Source organism: Janthinobacterium sp. LPB2021202312-11-4 (assembly GCF_037049705.1).
Classification (GTDB): Bacteria; Pseudomonadota; Gammaproteobacteria; order Pseudomonadales; family Pseudomonadaceae; genus Aquipseudomonas.
Map to the genome: position 1 here is coordinate 149,665 of NZ_JBAGKV010000013.1, position 14,131 is coordinate 163,795.

Annotated in this window: 15 protein-coding genes; all 15 read right to left on the bottom strand. The window is 57.1% G+C overall.

Going from position 1 to position 14,131, the window contains the following annotated elements; genetic code table 11:
• Positions 1-81: 81 nt before the first annotated feature.
• Positions 82-645, bottom strand: coding sequence for a hypothetical protein (locus V5E99_RS15975; protein ID WP_499803306.1), 564 nt, complete (start codon positions 643-645; stop codon positions 82-84).
• 123 nt (positions 646-768) lie between these two features.
• Positions 769-1,284: a hypothetical protein gene (locus V5E99_RS15980; protein ID WP_499803307.1), complete on the bottom strand. Its 516-nt coding sequence runs from the start codon at positions 1,282-1,284 to the stop codon at positions 769-771.
• Positions 1,285-1,702: 418 nt separating this feature from the next.
• On the bottom strand, positions 1,703-3,538 hold the full coding sequence (gene glmS, locus V5E99_RS15985; RefSeq protein ID WP_499803308.1) for a glutamine--fructose-6-phosphate transaminase (isomerizing): 1,836 nt from the start codon (positions 3,536-3,538) through the stop codon (positions 1,703-1,705).
• Position 3,539: 1 nt separating this feature from the next.
• Positions 3,540-4,316, bottom strand: a complete 777-nt coding sequence (locus tag V5E99_RS15990; RefSeq protein WP_499803309.1) for a DeoR/GlpR family DNA-binding transcription regulator — start codon at positions 4,314-4,316, stop codon at positions 3,540-3,542.
• A 190-nt stretch (positions 4,317-4,506) separates the two neighbouring features.
• Positions 4,507-5,874, bottom strand: a complete 1,368-nt coding sequence (gene glmU, locus V5E99_RS15995) for a bifunctional UDP-N-acetylglucosamine diphosphorylase/glucosamine-1-phosphate N-acetyltransferase GlmU (protein WP_499803310.1) — start codon at positions 5,872-5,874, stop codon at positions 4,507-4,509.
• A 117-nt stretch (positions 5,875-5,991) separates the two neighbouring features.
• Positions 5,992-6,417 carry a F0F1 ATP synthase subunit epsilon gene (locus V5E99_RS16000; protein WP_140665201.1) on the bottom strand — a complete coding sequence of 142 codons (426 nt, stop codon included), beginning with the start codon at positions 6,415-6,417 and terminating at the stop codon, positions 5,992-5,994.
• Between the two features lie 45 nt (positions 6,418-6,462).
• Positions 6,463-7,842, bottom strand: a complete 1,380-nt coding sequence (gene atpD, locus V5E99_RS16005; protein ID WP_123408561.1) for a F0F1 ATP synthase subunit beta — start codon at positions 7,840-7,842, stop codon at positions 6,463-6,465.
• A gap of 27 nt (positions 7,843-7,869) precedes the next feature.
• On the bottom strand, positions 7,870-8,730 hold the full coding sequence (gene atpG / locus V5E99_RS16010; protein WP_054048164.1) for a F0F1 ATP synthase subunit gamma: 861 nt from the start codon (positions 8,728-8,730) through the stop codon (positions 7,870-7,872).
• A gap of 50 nt (positions 8,731-8,780) precedes the next feature.
• Positions 8,781-10,325 (bottom strand): F0F1 ATP synthase subunit alpha, encoded by a 1,545-nt coding sequence (atpA, locus tag V5E99_RS16015; protein WP_008007884.1) that lies wholly within the window; start codon positions 10,323-10,325, stop codon positions 8,781-8,783.
• A 21-nt stretch (positions 10,326-10,346) separates the two neighbouring features.
• Positions 10,347-10,883: a F0F1 ATP synthase subunit delta gene (locus V5E99_RS16020; RefSeq protein WP_499803311.1), complete on the bottom strand. Its 537-nt coding sequence runs from the start codon at positions 10,881-10,883 to the stop codon at positions 10,347-10,349.
• Between the two features lie 12 nt (positions 10,884-10,895).
• The gene (locus V5E99_RS16025; protein ID WP_008027535.1) at positions 10,896-11,366 is read right to left on the bottom strand and encodes a F0F1 ATP synthase subunit B; all 471 of its coding nucleotides are present in this window, start codon (positions 11,364-11,366) and stop codon (positions 10,896-10,898) included.
• A gap of 56 nt (positions 11,367-11,422) precedes the next feature.
• Entirely contained in the window at positions 11,423-11,680 is a 258-nt protein-coding gene (gene atpE / locus V5E99_RS16030; protein ID WP_002555987.1) for a F0F1 ATP synthase subunit C, read from the bottom strand.
• A gap of 134 nt (positions 11,681-11,814) precedes the next feature.
• Positions 11,815-12,684 carry a F0F1 ATP synthase subunit A gene (atpB, locus tag V5E99_RS16035; RefSeq protein ID WP_123408558.1) on the bottom strand — a complete coding sequence of 290 codons (870 nt, stop codon included), beginning with the start codon at positions 12,682-12,684 and terminating at the stop codon, positions 11,815-11,817.
• Positions 12,685-12,700: 16 nt separating this feature from the next.
• Positions 12,701-13,108, bottom strand: a complete 408-nt coding sequence (locus V5E99_RS16040; protein ID WP_010465473.1) for a F0F1 ATP synthase subunit I — start codon at positions 13,106-13,108, stop codon at positions 12,701-12,703.
• A gap of 148 nt (positions 13,109-13,256) precedes the next feature.
• The gene (locus tag V5E99_RS16045; protein ID WP_499803312.1) at positions 13,257-14,129 is read right to left on the bottom strand and encodes a ParB/RepB/Spo0J family partition protein; all 873 of its coding nucleotides are present in this window, start codon (positions 14,127-14,129) and stop codon (positions 13,257-13,259) included.
• Positions 14,130-14,131 lie beyond the last annotated feature (2 nt).

A 14,131-nucleotide genomic window follows, 5' to 3' on the forward strand; every position in this document is an offset into this window, starting at 1 on the left:
GAGGATGGCTGAGCGGGAATCGAGGATAATACCGGCGAGGCGCCGCAAGAGTGGTTGCCGGGAAGCGAAGCTGGCAAAGGGCTAATTTTCGTCCTCTGCCATTGTCCATCCGGCGACGTACAAAATATGAGATGGGTCGTTCTGATGAGGAGGGCTCGTGTGAGCATCTAACTTCACTTGATCGCGTCTAGTTTTCGGCGGGGGTGGCATTGTGCTTTTGATTCCGAGACCAATTTTTGGCGATGCGTTCCAGTCCTCAATCGTTTTGCTTGGCGTGGGCTTTGCTCTACGTAGTTCTTTAGCTAGACGACGTTCTGCTTTGCTCGGACTCTGATCCGGCCCTTCCTGCCCCAAACGGCGCCGCTCTTTCTTGGTGAGCCGCTGAGCGGTATTTGGAGTAGCTAGACTTGGTTTTGGCCGGGTCTTTTCTGTGAAAGCAATTATTCGGGCGGCTAATATCGCGAATCCTTCCTGTCCTTGTAAGGCGACCATTGCCTTATAAAGCACGCAGTATTGCTGCCACTCGCTGTAGTCGGTGAAATCTTGGCGGTCCATGCCTATGGCATAGATGTAACCATAGAGGCTTCTGGGAAGCCTCGAAGATTCGATCGCACTGATTTGTCGAGCAAGGAACTTGCTGTTCATTAGGCTTTAGCCCCCGTTAACTGCATAGCCCAGACCCGCACTTATCTTCCTCCAGTCCATCCAATTGCTTAGAAGGGGCGAGCGGGTATCAATGTGCCAACGAGCGGCACCCAGCGTTTCCATTCAGCTTGCTTGATGTTTGCAGCGCGAGAGCTCTCTACCATCGTCTGCGATCGAGTATCCGCACTCATAATTACTGATCAGGATGTCCGCTTCCTGTTCACCGTCCGCACCTCCATAGATCGTGTGCGACTGGCGGCCAGCCAGTGGATATCCACATTTCGGGCAAACGAAATCGCTTTCACGGATCAATTCGGACAGGGCGGACAGCTTGTTTTGAATACCGCGAAGCTCCTCTTCCTTCAAGTCGATCTCTATGCGATGCATGTCCCCGTCATTTTTTAGACGGCCAATTTCCTCTTGGGTAACCTTGATCCGATCATTGAGGATGGATACCAGTGTGTCGGACGTCTGAGCTTTTAACGCTGCAATCTGCTCGTCCTTATTGATCAGACGTTCTTTGAGCAACTGGATCGCTGCATCCTTGGCCTGCACCAAGACGTTATAAACCGTGAAAAGGGCGATGATGAAGGTGACGATTGAGGCGATCTGCGTGTAAAAAATTATTTCGTTAGTCATGGCCATTTCCCGAGCCGATATTTCCGTTTCCGCAGCTTACCTCGGCAACCCTGCTTAACGGCAGCCTTAGCTCGACTTCAAGCCTCGGCAAATTGTTTCGCACCGTTCGTAGGTCCTTGGCGTTTATCCATGCGTCGCTACAGCCAGTCCCCTACCTCAGCAAGTACGACATACGCTGGAGGCGATCGAGCGTTGCCGTCTTTGATGGGATTGGGTGTTGAGGCCTATGCCGAATTGACCCACGTGCCGACACAAGAATGCCACACCTCCAAACCGGCACAAGCCCTGCTTAGGCGATGTGTTTCAGGGGTCCGACTGGGCTGGGACATCTCGGCAACTGGGTCAATTCGACGTCAGCGCCAACACTTGTGACAACCTTTATTTATTGCAGACAGTTTCTGCATCCGCTGTGGATAACTTATTCCACCGTCACCGACTTCGCGAGGTTACGCGGCTGGTCAACGTCGGTGCCCTTCAAAACAGCCACGTAGTACGACAGCAACTGCAGCGGGATGGTGTAGAGGATCGGCGACAGGATGTCGTGGATGTGCGGCATCTGCACCACGTACGTACCTTCGCCATTGGTCATGCCGGCCTTTTCGTCCGCGAAGACGATCAACTGGCCACCACGGGCGCGGACTTCCTGGAGGTTGGATTTCAACTTCTCCAGCAGTTCGTTGTTCGGCGCCACGGTGACCACCGGCATGTCGTTATCCACCAGCGCCAATGGGCCGTGTTTCAACTCGCCGGCCGGATAGGCTTCGGCGTGGATGTAGGAGATCTCTTTGAGTTTCAGCGCGCCTTCCATCGCCACCGGGTATTGCGCGCCACGGCCGAGGAACAAGGTGTGGTGCTTGTCGGCGAACAGCTCGGCGATTTTTTCCACGGTGCTGTCCATCGCCAGGGCTTCGCCCAGACGGGTTGGCAGGCGACGCAGTTCTTCCACCAAAGTGGCTTCGACCGCTTTGTCCAACGTACCGCGCACTTGGCCCAGGGACAGGGTCAACAGCAGCAGGCCCACCAACTGAGTGGTGAAGGCTTTGGTCGAGGCCACGCCGATTTCGCGACCGGCCTGGGTCAGCAGGGTCAGGTCGGATTCACGCACCAGGGAGCTGATGCCGACGTTGCAGATCGCCAGGCTGGCGAGGAAACCCAGTTCCTTGGCGTTGCGCAGGGCGGCCAGGGTGTCGGCGGTTTCGCCGGACTGGGAGATCGTCACGAACAGGGTGTCGGGCTGCACCACCACTTTGCGGTAGCGGAATTCGCTGGCCACTTCGACCTGGCACGGAATACCGGCCAGTTCTTCGAGCCAGTAACGGGCAACCATACCGGCGTGGTAGCTGGTGCCGCAGGCGACGATCTGCACATTGCGAACCTTGGCGAACAGCTCGGCCGCTTGGGGACCGAATGCTTGCACCAGCACTTGTTGCTGGCTCAGACGTCCTTCCAGGGTGCGCTGTACAACCGATGGCTGCTCGTGGATTTCCTTGAGCATGAAGTGGCGGAACTCACCCTTCTCGGCGGACTCGGCACTGTCGCGGTATTGCACGGTTTCGCGCTCGACAACTTTGCCGTTAACGTCCCAGATTTGTACGCTATCGCGACGAATTTCGGCGATATCGCCTTCTTCCAGGTACATGAAGCGGTCGGTGACCTGTCGCAGGGCCAACTGGTCGGACGCGAGGAAGTTTTCCCCCAGGCCCAGACCAATCACCAACGGGCTGCCGCTGCGGGCGGCGACCAGGCGATCCGGTTGGTCGGCGCTGATAACCGCCAAACCGTAAGCACCGTGCAGCTCTTTAACCGTGGCTTTGAGGGCCACAGTCAGGTCGTGCAGGTCTTTGAGTTTGTGCGCCAGCAGGTGGGCGATCACTTCGGTGTCGGTATCGGAGGTGAACACGTAACCCTGAGCTTTCAACTGTTCGCGCAGTGCTTCGTGGTTCTCGATGATGCCGTTGTGCACCACAGCCAGGTTCTGCCCGGAGAAATGCGGGTGGGCGTTACGCTCGCAAGGGGCACCGTGGGTGGCCCAACGGGTGTGGGCGATGCCCAGGCGACCGACCAGTGGCGACGCGGCCAAGGCTTGATCCAGCTCACTGACCTTACCCGGACGGCGGACGCGATCAAGAATCCCGTCATTGGTGAAAACCGCCACACCGGCGCTGTCGTAGCCACGGTATTCCAGGCGTTTCAGCCCTTCGAGCAGGATGGCGGTGATGTTACGTTCTGCGACTGCGCCGACAATTCCACACATGCTATTTCTCCTGACTGACAGCCGCGAGGATCACATTGATACCGCGGGCCTGAATCTGATCCCGTGCCTCCAGCGGCAGGCGATCATCGGTAATAAGGGTATGGACACTGCTCCAGGGCAGCTCCAGGTTGGGAATCTTGCGGCCGATCTTGTCGGCCTCGACCATCACGACGACTTCCCGGGCGACTTCAGCCATGACCCGGCTCAAGCCCAGCAGTTCGTTGAAGGTGGTGGTGCCACGAACCAGATCGATGCCATCGGCACCGATGAACAACTGATCGAAATCGTAAGAGCGTAGTACCTGCTCGGCCACTTGCCCCTGAAAGGACTCGGAATGAGGGTCCCACGTGCCGCCGGTCATCAACAGCACCGGTTCGTGCTCGAGCTCGCTCAGGGCGCTGGCCACATTCAGGGAATTGGTCATCACCACCAGACCCGGCTGCTGGCCGAGTTCCGGGATCATCGCGGCGGTGGTGCTGCCGCTGTCGATAATGATCCGCGCATGCTCGCGAATCCGCGTGACGGCGGCGCGAGCGATGGCTTGCTTGAACTTGGAAACCGGTTGGCCAAGGTCTGCGACCAATTCCTGCGGCATGGTGATCGCGCCGCCGTAACGACGCAGCAGCAAGCCGTTGCTCTCAAGGGCGGCCAGATCCTTGCGAATCGTAACTTCCGAGGTTTCGAAACGCTTGGCCAATTCATCCACGCTGACTTCGCCCCGCTCATTGAGCAAGGCGAGGATATTGTGGCGGCGTTGAGGTGTATTGCGCTTCGACATGAGCTGGTAAGTTTCGATTCGAAAGATAACGGAAGCAATAGAAACCTATTGGCGAAACTTCGTCAACCCGGCGTCCAAAAAAAGATCTGTGGGTAAAGCAAAAAGATCGCAGCCTGCGACAGCTCCTACACAGATTTTGTACACCCTGTAGGAGCTGCCGAAGGCTGCGATCTTTTGATCTGTGGATAACTCAGCTCTTCTTGATCTTCACCGGCCGCTTCCAGCCGTCGATGTTCTTCTGCCGCGCCCGGCCGACGGCCAACTGCGCGTTATCCACATTCTGGGTAATGGTCGAACCCGCCGCCGTGGTCGCACCCGAAGAGATATCCACAGGCGCGACCAACGAGTTGTTGGAACCGATGAACACATCGTCGCCCAACACGGTTTTCCATTTGTTCTGGCCGTCATAGTTGCAAGTAATGGTGCCGGCACCGATGTTGGTCCGCGCACCGATTTCGGCATCACCCAGGTAACTCAGGTGACCGGCCTTGGCGCCCTCGCCCAGGTGTGCGTTTTTCAGTTCGACAAAGTTACCCACATGAGCCCGCGCTTCCAGCACCGTGCCTGGACGCAAACGAGCGAACGGGCCGGCATCGCTGCCTTCACCCAAAATAGCGCCTTCGATGTGGCTGTTGGCCTTGATCACCACGCCTTTGCGCAGGGTGCTGTCCTTGATCACGCAGTTCGGGCCAATCACCACGTCGTCTTCGATCACAACGTTGCCTTCGAGGATCACGTTGATATCGATCAGCACATCGCGACCGACGGTGACTTCACCGCGTACATCGAAACGAGCCGGGTCACGCAGGGTCACGCCCTGAGCCATCAAACGACGACCGGCGCGTAGCTGATAGTGGCGTTCCAGCTCAGAGAGTTGCTTGCGGTCGTTGGCGCCCTGCACTTCCATGGCATCAACGGGTTGTTCGGTGGCCACCACCAGACCATCGCTGACCGCCATCGCAATCACGTCAGTCAGGTAGTACTCGCCTTGGGCGTTGTTGTTGGAGAGCCGGCTCATCCAGTCGCCCAGTCGCTCAAACGGTACGGCCAGAATGCCGGTGTTGCCTTCGGTGATCGCGCGTTCGGCTTCGCTGGCGTCTTTCTGCTCGACGATGGCCGTGACCTTGCCCTCGGCATCGCGAACGATACGGCCATAACCGGTCGGATCATCCAACTGGACGGTGAGCAGGCCCAGTTGCTGCGGTGCCACCTGCTTGAGCAGGCGTTGCAGGGTTTCGACTTCGATCAGCGGCACGTCACCGTAAAGAATCAGCACGGTATCGGCGGTGATGAACGGCACGGCTTGGGCGACGGCGTGGCCGGTGCCCAGTTGCTTGTCCTGCAGCACGAAATTCAAGTCATCCGCCGCCAGACGTTCACGCACGGCGTCGGCGCCATGGCCGATCACCACATGAATGCGCTGTGGATCAAGTTGCCGGGCGCTGTGGATAACATGGCCCAGCATCGAATTGCCGGCAATCGGGTGCAAAACCTTTGGCAGCGCCGAACGCATGCGAGTGCCTTGGCCGGCAGCGAGGATAACGATTTCAAGAGACATGACTGGCTACCAATCCTGGGTGGTCAGCAACTGCGACCGGGTTATGAAAGTCGGAAAAGAAAAAAGGGTAGCCGAGGCTACCCTTTTTAATCAATCGCACAACAAGCCGATGACGGATTAACCGCCGAACTTCTTGCGGATCTGCTGGACGGTGCGCAGCTGAGCTGTCGCCTCGGCCAGACGTGCGGCAGCAGAACCGTAATCGAATTCCGCGCCACGTTCATGCAAGGCCTTCTCGGCAGCCTTAACGGCTTCCTGAGCGGAGGCTTCATCCAGGTCGGCAGCACGTTGCACGGTGTCGGCAAGAACCTTGACCATGTTCGGCTGAACCTCGAGGAAACCACCGGAGATGTAAAACACCTCGGCTTCCCCGCCCTGCTTGATCAGGCGGATAGGACCTGGTTTCAGATTAGTGATCAGCGGCGCGTGACCCAGGGCGATACCAAGATCACCCAGTGCACCGTGCGCAATCACCATCTCGACCAGGCCGGAAAAGATTTCCCCTTCCGCGCTGACGATATCGCAATGGACTGTCATAGCCATCTGATTGCCTCAACCTAAATTAGCGCCCGTTGCCGGGCGCCGGGATTACAGTTTCTTGGCTTTCTCGATCGCTTCTTCGATGCCGCCGACCATGTAGAACGCTTGTTCTGGCAGGTGGTCGTAGTCACCGTTGAGGATGCCTTTGAAGCCAGCAATGGTGTCTTTCAGGGAAACGTATTTACCCGAAGCACCGGTGAAGACTTCAGCCACGAAGAACGGCTGCGACAAGAAGCGCTGGATCTTACGAGCACGGTTTACCAACTGCTTGTCGGCTTCCGACAGCTCGTCCATACCCAGGATCGCAATGATGTCCTTCAGTTCTTTGTAACGCTGCAGAACGTACTGGACGCCGCGAGCGGTGTCGTAGTGGTCCTGGCCGATCACGTTCGGGTCCAGCTGGCGCGAAGTCGAGTCGAGTGGATCGACCGCTGGGTAGATACCCAGGGAGGCGATGTCACGGGACAGAACGACGGTGGCGTCCAAGTGGGCGAAAGTGGTCGCTGGCGACGGGTCAGTCAAGTCATCCGCAGGTACGTATACCGCTTGGATCGAGGTGATCGAACCGTTTTTGGTCGAAGTGATACGCTCTTGCAGAGTGCCCATCTCTTCGGCCAGGGTCGGCTGGTAACCTACTGCGGAAGGCATACGGCCCAGCAGTGCGGATACTTCAGTACCGGCCAGGGTGTAACGATAGATGTTGTCGACGAACAGCAGAACGTCGTTACCTTCGTCACGGAACTTCTCGGCCATGGTCAGGCCGGTCAGTGCTACGCGCAGACGGTTACCCGGCGGCTCGTTCATCTGACCGTAAACCAGTGCCACTTTGTCCAGAACGTTGGAATCCTTCATCTCGTGGTAGAAGTCGTTACCCTCACGAGTACGCTCACCCACACCGGCGAACACGGAATAACCGCTGTGCTCGATGGCGATGTTACGGATCAGTTCCATCATGTTTACGGTTTTGCCTACACCGGCACCACCGAACAGACCGACTTTACCGCCCTTGGCGAACGGGCAAACCAGGTCGATAACCTTGATGCCGGTTTCCAGCAGGTCGTTGCCGCCCGCTTGTTCAGCGAAGGTTGGCGCAGGACGGTGAATGCCCCAGCGCTCTTCGGTGTCGATTGGACCGGCTTCGTCGATCGGGTTACCGAGGACGTCCATGATCCGGCCCAGGGTCGCTTTACCGACTGGTACGGAAATGGCTGCGCCAGAGTCAGTGACTTCCAGACCGCGCTTCAAGCCTTCGGTGGAACCCATCGCAATGGTACGAACCACGCCGTCGCCCAGCTGCTGCTGAACTTCCAGAGTGGTGCCGGCATCGCTTTGTACTTTCAAAGCGTTGTAGATGCTCGGTACGCTGTCGCGTGGAAATTCCACGTCGATAACGGCGCCGATGATTTGAACGATACGTCCGCTACTCATAGCTGGATCCTCTGAATATTTGAACCGTTAAACCGCGGCAGCGCCGCCGACGATTTCCGAGATCTCTTGGGTGATCGCAGCCTGACGCGCCTTGTTGTAGATCAGCTGCAAATCGCTGATCAAATCACCGGCGTTGTCGGTAGCGTTCTTCATCGCGATCATCCGCGCAGCTTGTTCAGCCGCGTTGTTCTCGACCACCGCCTGGTAGACCTGCGACTCCACGTAGCGAACCATCAAGCCGTCAAGCAGCTCTTTGGCATCCGGTTCGTAGAGATAGTCCCAGTGGTGCTTGAGTTCTTGATCCGGGGTTGCCACCAGTGGAATCAACTGCTCCACGGTAGGCTGCTGCGTCATGGTGTTGATGAACTTGTTGGATACAACGCTCAGACGGTCGATACGACCATCGAGGTAGGCATCCAGCATCACCTTGACGCTGCCAATCAGATCATTGATCGATGGCTCTTCACCCAAGTGGCTGATAGCGGCTACGACGTTACCGCCGAAGTTGCGGAAGAAAGCCGCACCCTTGCTACCAACTACACACAGATCGATCTCGACGCCGTTTTCACGGTTTTTCGCCATGTCCTTGACCAAGGCCTTGAACAGGTTGGTGTTCAAGCCACCACACAGACCACGGTCACTGCTCACTACCACATAACCAACGCGCTTGATTTCACGGTCGATCATGAAGGGGTGGCGATATTCCGGGTTAGCGTTGGCCAAATGACCAATAACCTGGCGGATGCGCTCCGCGTAAGGACGGCTAGCAGCCATGCGCATTTGTGCCTTGCGCATTTTACTGACCGCCACTTTTTCCATGGCGCTGGTAATCTTTTGCGTGCTTTTGATGCTCGCAATCTTACTGCGAATCTCTTTTGCGCCTGCCATGTAACACCTATCAGGTTAGCAAGCGGGAGCCTTGCGGCTCCCGCTGCGGCTTACCAGGTTTGGGTGGCCTTGAACTTCTCGATACCGGCTTTCATGCCAGCGTCGATTTCGTCATTGAAGTCACCCTTCACGTTGATCTTCGCCATCAAATCGGCGTGATCGCGGTTGAAGAAAGCAATCAGCGCTTGTTCGAAGCTGCCGATCTTGGCGATTTCAACGTCAGTCAGGAACCCACGCTCAGCGGCATACAGCGACAGCGCCATGTCAGCGATCGACATTGGTGCGTATTGCTTCTGCTTCATCAGCTCGGTAACGCGCTGACCATGCTCAAGTTGCTTACGGGTCGCTTCGTCCAGGTCAGAAGCGAACTGGGCGAATGCCGCCAGTTCACGGTACTGAGCCAGAGCGGTACGGATACCACCGGAGAGCTTCTTGATGATCTTGGTCTGAGCGGCACCACCCACACGGGATACCGAAACACCGGCGTTCACTGCAGGACGAATCCCGGAGTTGAACATGGCCGATTCCAGGAAGATCTGACCGTCGGTGATGGAAATCACGTTGGTCGGAACGAACGCGGAAACGTCGCCAGCCTGGGTTTCGATGATCGGCAGTGCGGTCAGGGAACCGGTTTTGCCGGTCACTGCGCCGTTGGTGAACTTCTCTACATATTCTTCCGAAACGCGGGATGCGCGCTCCAGCAGACGGGAGTGGAGATAGAACACGTCGCCTGGGTAAGCCTCACGGCCTGGTGGACGGCGCAGCAGCAGGGAAATCTGGCGGTAAGCCACTGCTTGCTTGGACAGATCGTCATAAACGATCAGCGCGTCTTCACCGCGGTCGCGGAAGAATTCACCCATGGTGCAACCGGAGTACGGTGCCAGGAATTGCAGTGCTGCAGATTCCGAAGCGCTCGCTGCCACGACGATGGTGTTAGCCAGTGCGCCGTTTTCTTCCAGCTTGCGAACCACGTTGGCGATGGTCGATTGTTTCTGACCGATCGCTACGTAGACGCAGAAAATGCCGCTGTCTTTCTGATTGATGATCGCGTCGATCGCCAGAGCGGTTTTACCGATCTGACGGTCACCGATGATCAGCTCACGCTGGCCACGGCCGACAGGGATCATGGCATCGACAGCCTTGTAGCCAGTCTGTACAGGCTGGTCTACCGACTTACGCCAGATCACGCCTGGAGCAACTTTCTCGACCGCATCGGTCTCGGTGTTGTTCAGCGGACCTTTGCCGTCAACTGGGTTACCCAGTGCGTCGACTACGCGACCCAGCAGTTCCTTACCAACCGGAACTTCGAGGATGCGGCCGGTGCACTTGGCGCTCATGCCTTCAGCCAGAGACTGGTAGGAGCCCAATACAACGGCGCCTACGGAGTCTTGCTCAAGGTTGAGAGCCATGCCGAAGACGCCGCCCGGAAACTCGATCATCTCGCCGTACATAACGTCGGCCAGACCGTGAATCCGCACGATACCGTCAGATACGCTGACGACAGTGCCTTCGTTACGGGCTTGGGAGGTCACATCGAGCTTGTCGATGCGGCCCTTGATAATTTCACTTATTTCGGAAGGATTGAGTTGCTGCATTGCTCTGCTGCCCCTTCAAACTCAAGATTTCAATGCTTCGGCAAGATTCGCGAGTTTGCCGCGAATCGAGCCATCGATTACCAGGTCGCCGGCGCGAATGATGACACCACCAATAAGGGCGGCATCCTCCGCAACTTGCAGGCGCACTTCCCGGTTGAGTCGTGCACTGAGAACCTTGGCGAGTTTGTCTTGCTGTTCTTGGTTCAATGCGAAAGCACTGGTGACTTCAACGTCTACCGATTTCTCTTGTTCGGCCTTGTACAGGTCGAACAGAGCGGCGATCTCCGGCAACAGCGGGAGACGGTCGTTTTCGGCAACGACGTGAATGAAGTTCTGCACCTTCACATCAAACTTGTCGCCGCACACGTCAATAAACGTGGCGGCCTTGTCTGCGCTCGTCAGTCGCGGGGCCTTGAGCACGCGCTGCATGGTGTCGTCTTTCGACACTGCTGCAGCCAGGCCGAGCATGGCTGACCAAGAGGCCAGTTGCTGGTGGGCCTGGGCGTGCTCGAAGGCTGCCTTAGCGTAAGGTCGGGCCAACGTGGTCAATTCTGCCATGATCGCCCTCGCTTAAATTTCAGCAGCCAGTTTGTTTACCAGCTCCGCGTGCGCGTTTTGATCGATTGTGGCACCCAGGATCTTCTCGGCGCCGCCGACGGCCAGTGCACCCAGTTGGGCACGCAGCGCGTCTTTGACACTGTTCAGTTCCTGCTCGATCTCGGCCTGAGCCTGAACCTTCACACGGTCAGCGTCGATACGGGCCTTTTCAACAGCCTCTTCAACAATCTGGTTACCGCGTTTCTTGGCTTGCTCAATGATTTCGGCTGCCTGAGCTTTCGCTTCGCGCAGTTGCTGACCCGCTTTATCTTGGGCCAGCTCCAGGTCGCGAGCTGCTCGGGCGGCAGCGTCCAGTCCATCCGCGATCTTCTTCTGACGTTCGTGCAAAGCCGCGATGACCGGAGGCCACACGAACTTCATGCAAAACAGTACAAAAATGAAGAACGCAACGGACTGGCCAATCAGGGTTGCATTAATGTTCACGCCAACACCTCGCTCGTTCGTTGCACATCACACCAATTACTCGAAGGTTCGAGTAATTAGCCAGCGAGTTGACCAACGAATGGGTTCGCGAAGGTGAAGAACAAAGCGATACCAACACCGATCATGGTTACGGCGTCGAGCAGACCGGCAACGATGAACATTTTAACTTGCAGCATTGGAACCATTTCTGGCTGACGCGCTGCGCCTTCCAGGAACTTGCCGCCCAGCAGGCCGAAACCAATTGCGGTACCCAGTGCGCCCAGGCCGATCAACAGTGCAACAGCGATAGCGGTTAGACCAACTACAGTTTCCATCTTTCCTCCCGACTTTTACGTCGTATGGTTTAGGTTTTTTAGATTTTAAAGCGGTAAAACAAATCGTTTCATAAGCCCTGTTCGGGCACCCACTCGTTTGACCGAGTGGGACATCAGACTAGTCGAAACTGGTCTTAATGGTTCTCTTCGTGCGCCATCGACAGGTAAACGATGGTCAGCATCATGAAGATAAACGCCTGCAGGGTGATGATCAGGATGTGGAACACAGCCCACGCCCACTGCAGAACTACGCCCAGGCCGCTAAGCCAGAGCAGACCGCTGCCGAACATCACAGCAATCAGAATGAAGACCAGCTCGCCGGCATACATGTTGCCGAACAGACGCAGAGCCAGGGAGATCGGCTTGGCGATCAGTGTCACGAACTCCAGCAGGAAGTTCACCGGGATCAGCAGGGCTTGAACGAAGATGTTCTTGCTGCCGAACGGGTGCAGGGTCAGTTCGCCGATGAAGCCGCCGATGCCCTTGACCTTGATGCTGTAGAAAATGATCAACGCGAACACCGACAGGGCCATGCCCAGGGTAGCGTTCGGGTCAGTGGTCGATACGGCACGGAATGGAATGTGCGCATCGCCAGTGATCAGGATGGCCAGGTGAGGAATCCAGTCGACCGGGATCAGGTCGACGGCGTTCATCAGGAAGACCCAGACGAAGATGGTCAGTGCCAACGGTGCAATCACCGGGCTACGGCCATGGAAGCTGTCTTTCACGCTGCCATCGACGAATTCGACCAATACTTCAACGAAGTTCTGCAAAGCACCCGGTTGACCCGACGTCGCCTTCTTTGCCGCCATGCGGAAAATCAGAACGAAGATCAGACCCAATGCGACCGACCAGCCGAGAGTATCGACGTGGAAAGCCCAGAAGCCCATTTCTTTGGCCTCTGCTGCGGTGTGGGCAAAGCCCCAGCCGCCGGTTGGATGCTGACCGAAGGTCAGGTTCTGCAAGTGGTGCTGGATATAGCCCGAAGCGGTTGTTTCTGCCATGGTTGCCTCAAACGCCCTAAGGTCTCGAAAGTCTTGTTCTCATCAGCAGGGGCGCGAACCAGCTGACCAGTTGGGTCAACACGAAGACGCCGAATACAGCTAGCGGCGCCAATGGCTTCACACCTGCAAACGTCAATGCAAAGAGCACTGCCGTCAAAATCAGTTTGCCCGCCTCGCCGGCATAAAAAGACCGGACGATGGCTTGAGCTGCTCGGGCGCCGGAAAACCGAAATGCCCTGTGAGCGAAATAAACATTGGGTAGCAAGGCTATCAGGCCTCCGCAGAGTCCTGAGTACCCGGCAACGACTCCGTGCCATTGCCAGAGCGCCAAAGCGGCAATGAGCAAAACGACAAATTGAGCCATTAACACCGGAAAAACTGCCAGGCGATGGAACGGCAAGCGGTTTGGCGTGCGGCTTTCCATCACTTTTACTCCCCAATGGTCGGCTGCCAGAATTCAATAACTTGGCATAATTTGTGCCGACAAAATGCGCGCAGAGTATAGGGGCGGTTCAGCCCCTATTCAACTGTCAGGTAGTGATTTCCGACTGCGCGCTACATGAGGAAATGTTTCAGCGGATGTGTGCAAGCACGCCTTGAAGCTCGTCGAGAGAGTTGTAACCAATCACCAACTGACCTTTGCCCTTCTTTCCGTGGCGGATCTGCACCGCAGAGCCTAGGCGCTCGGCCAGGCGCTGTTCGAGTCGCGCGATATCCGGGTCTGGCTTTACCGGTTCAGCAGGCTCCTGTTTACCCCCCAACCACTGGCGAACCAGTGCTTCGGTCTGGCGCACCGTCAGCCCACGTGCGACAACATGTCGCGCCCCTTCAACCTGTTGATTTTCCGGCAAACCGAGCAAAGCACGCGCATGACCCATTTCCAGGTCACCGTGGGACAGCATGGTTTTGATAACTTCCGGCAACGCGATCAAGCGTAGCAGGTTCGCCACGGTTACCCGGGATTTGCCCACCGCTTCGGCCACTTGTTGCTGAGTCAGCTGGAATTCCTGCTGCAAACGCTGCAGGGCCACCGCTTCTTCGATCGGGTTCAGGTCTTCGCGCTGGATGTTCTCGATCAGCGCCATGGCGATGGCGGTTTCATCCGGCACATCGCGCACCATCGCCGGGATGGTTTCCTGGCCAGCCTGCTGGCTCGCACGCCAGCGGCGTTCGCCGGCGATGATTTCGAAGCGACCGCCACCAATCGGGCGAACCACGATCGGCTGCATCACGCCCTGGGCCCTGATCGACTGCGCCAGCTCTTCGAGCGCCTGTGGGTCCATGTCCCGACGCGGCTGGTACTTGCCGCGCTGGATCAGGTCCAGGGGCAGGTGTTGCAGCTCACGTTGATCGGCTTGTACCGCTTGCTCTTCGAGCGAGCTGACAGTCGGACCACTCAGCAGTGCATCCAGTCCACGTCCGAGACCTCGTTTCTTGACGGCCATGG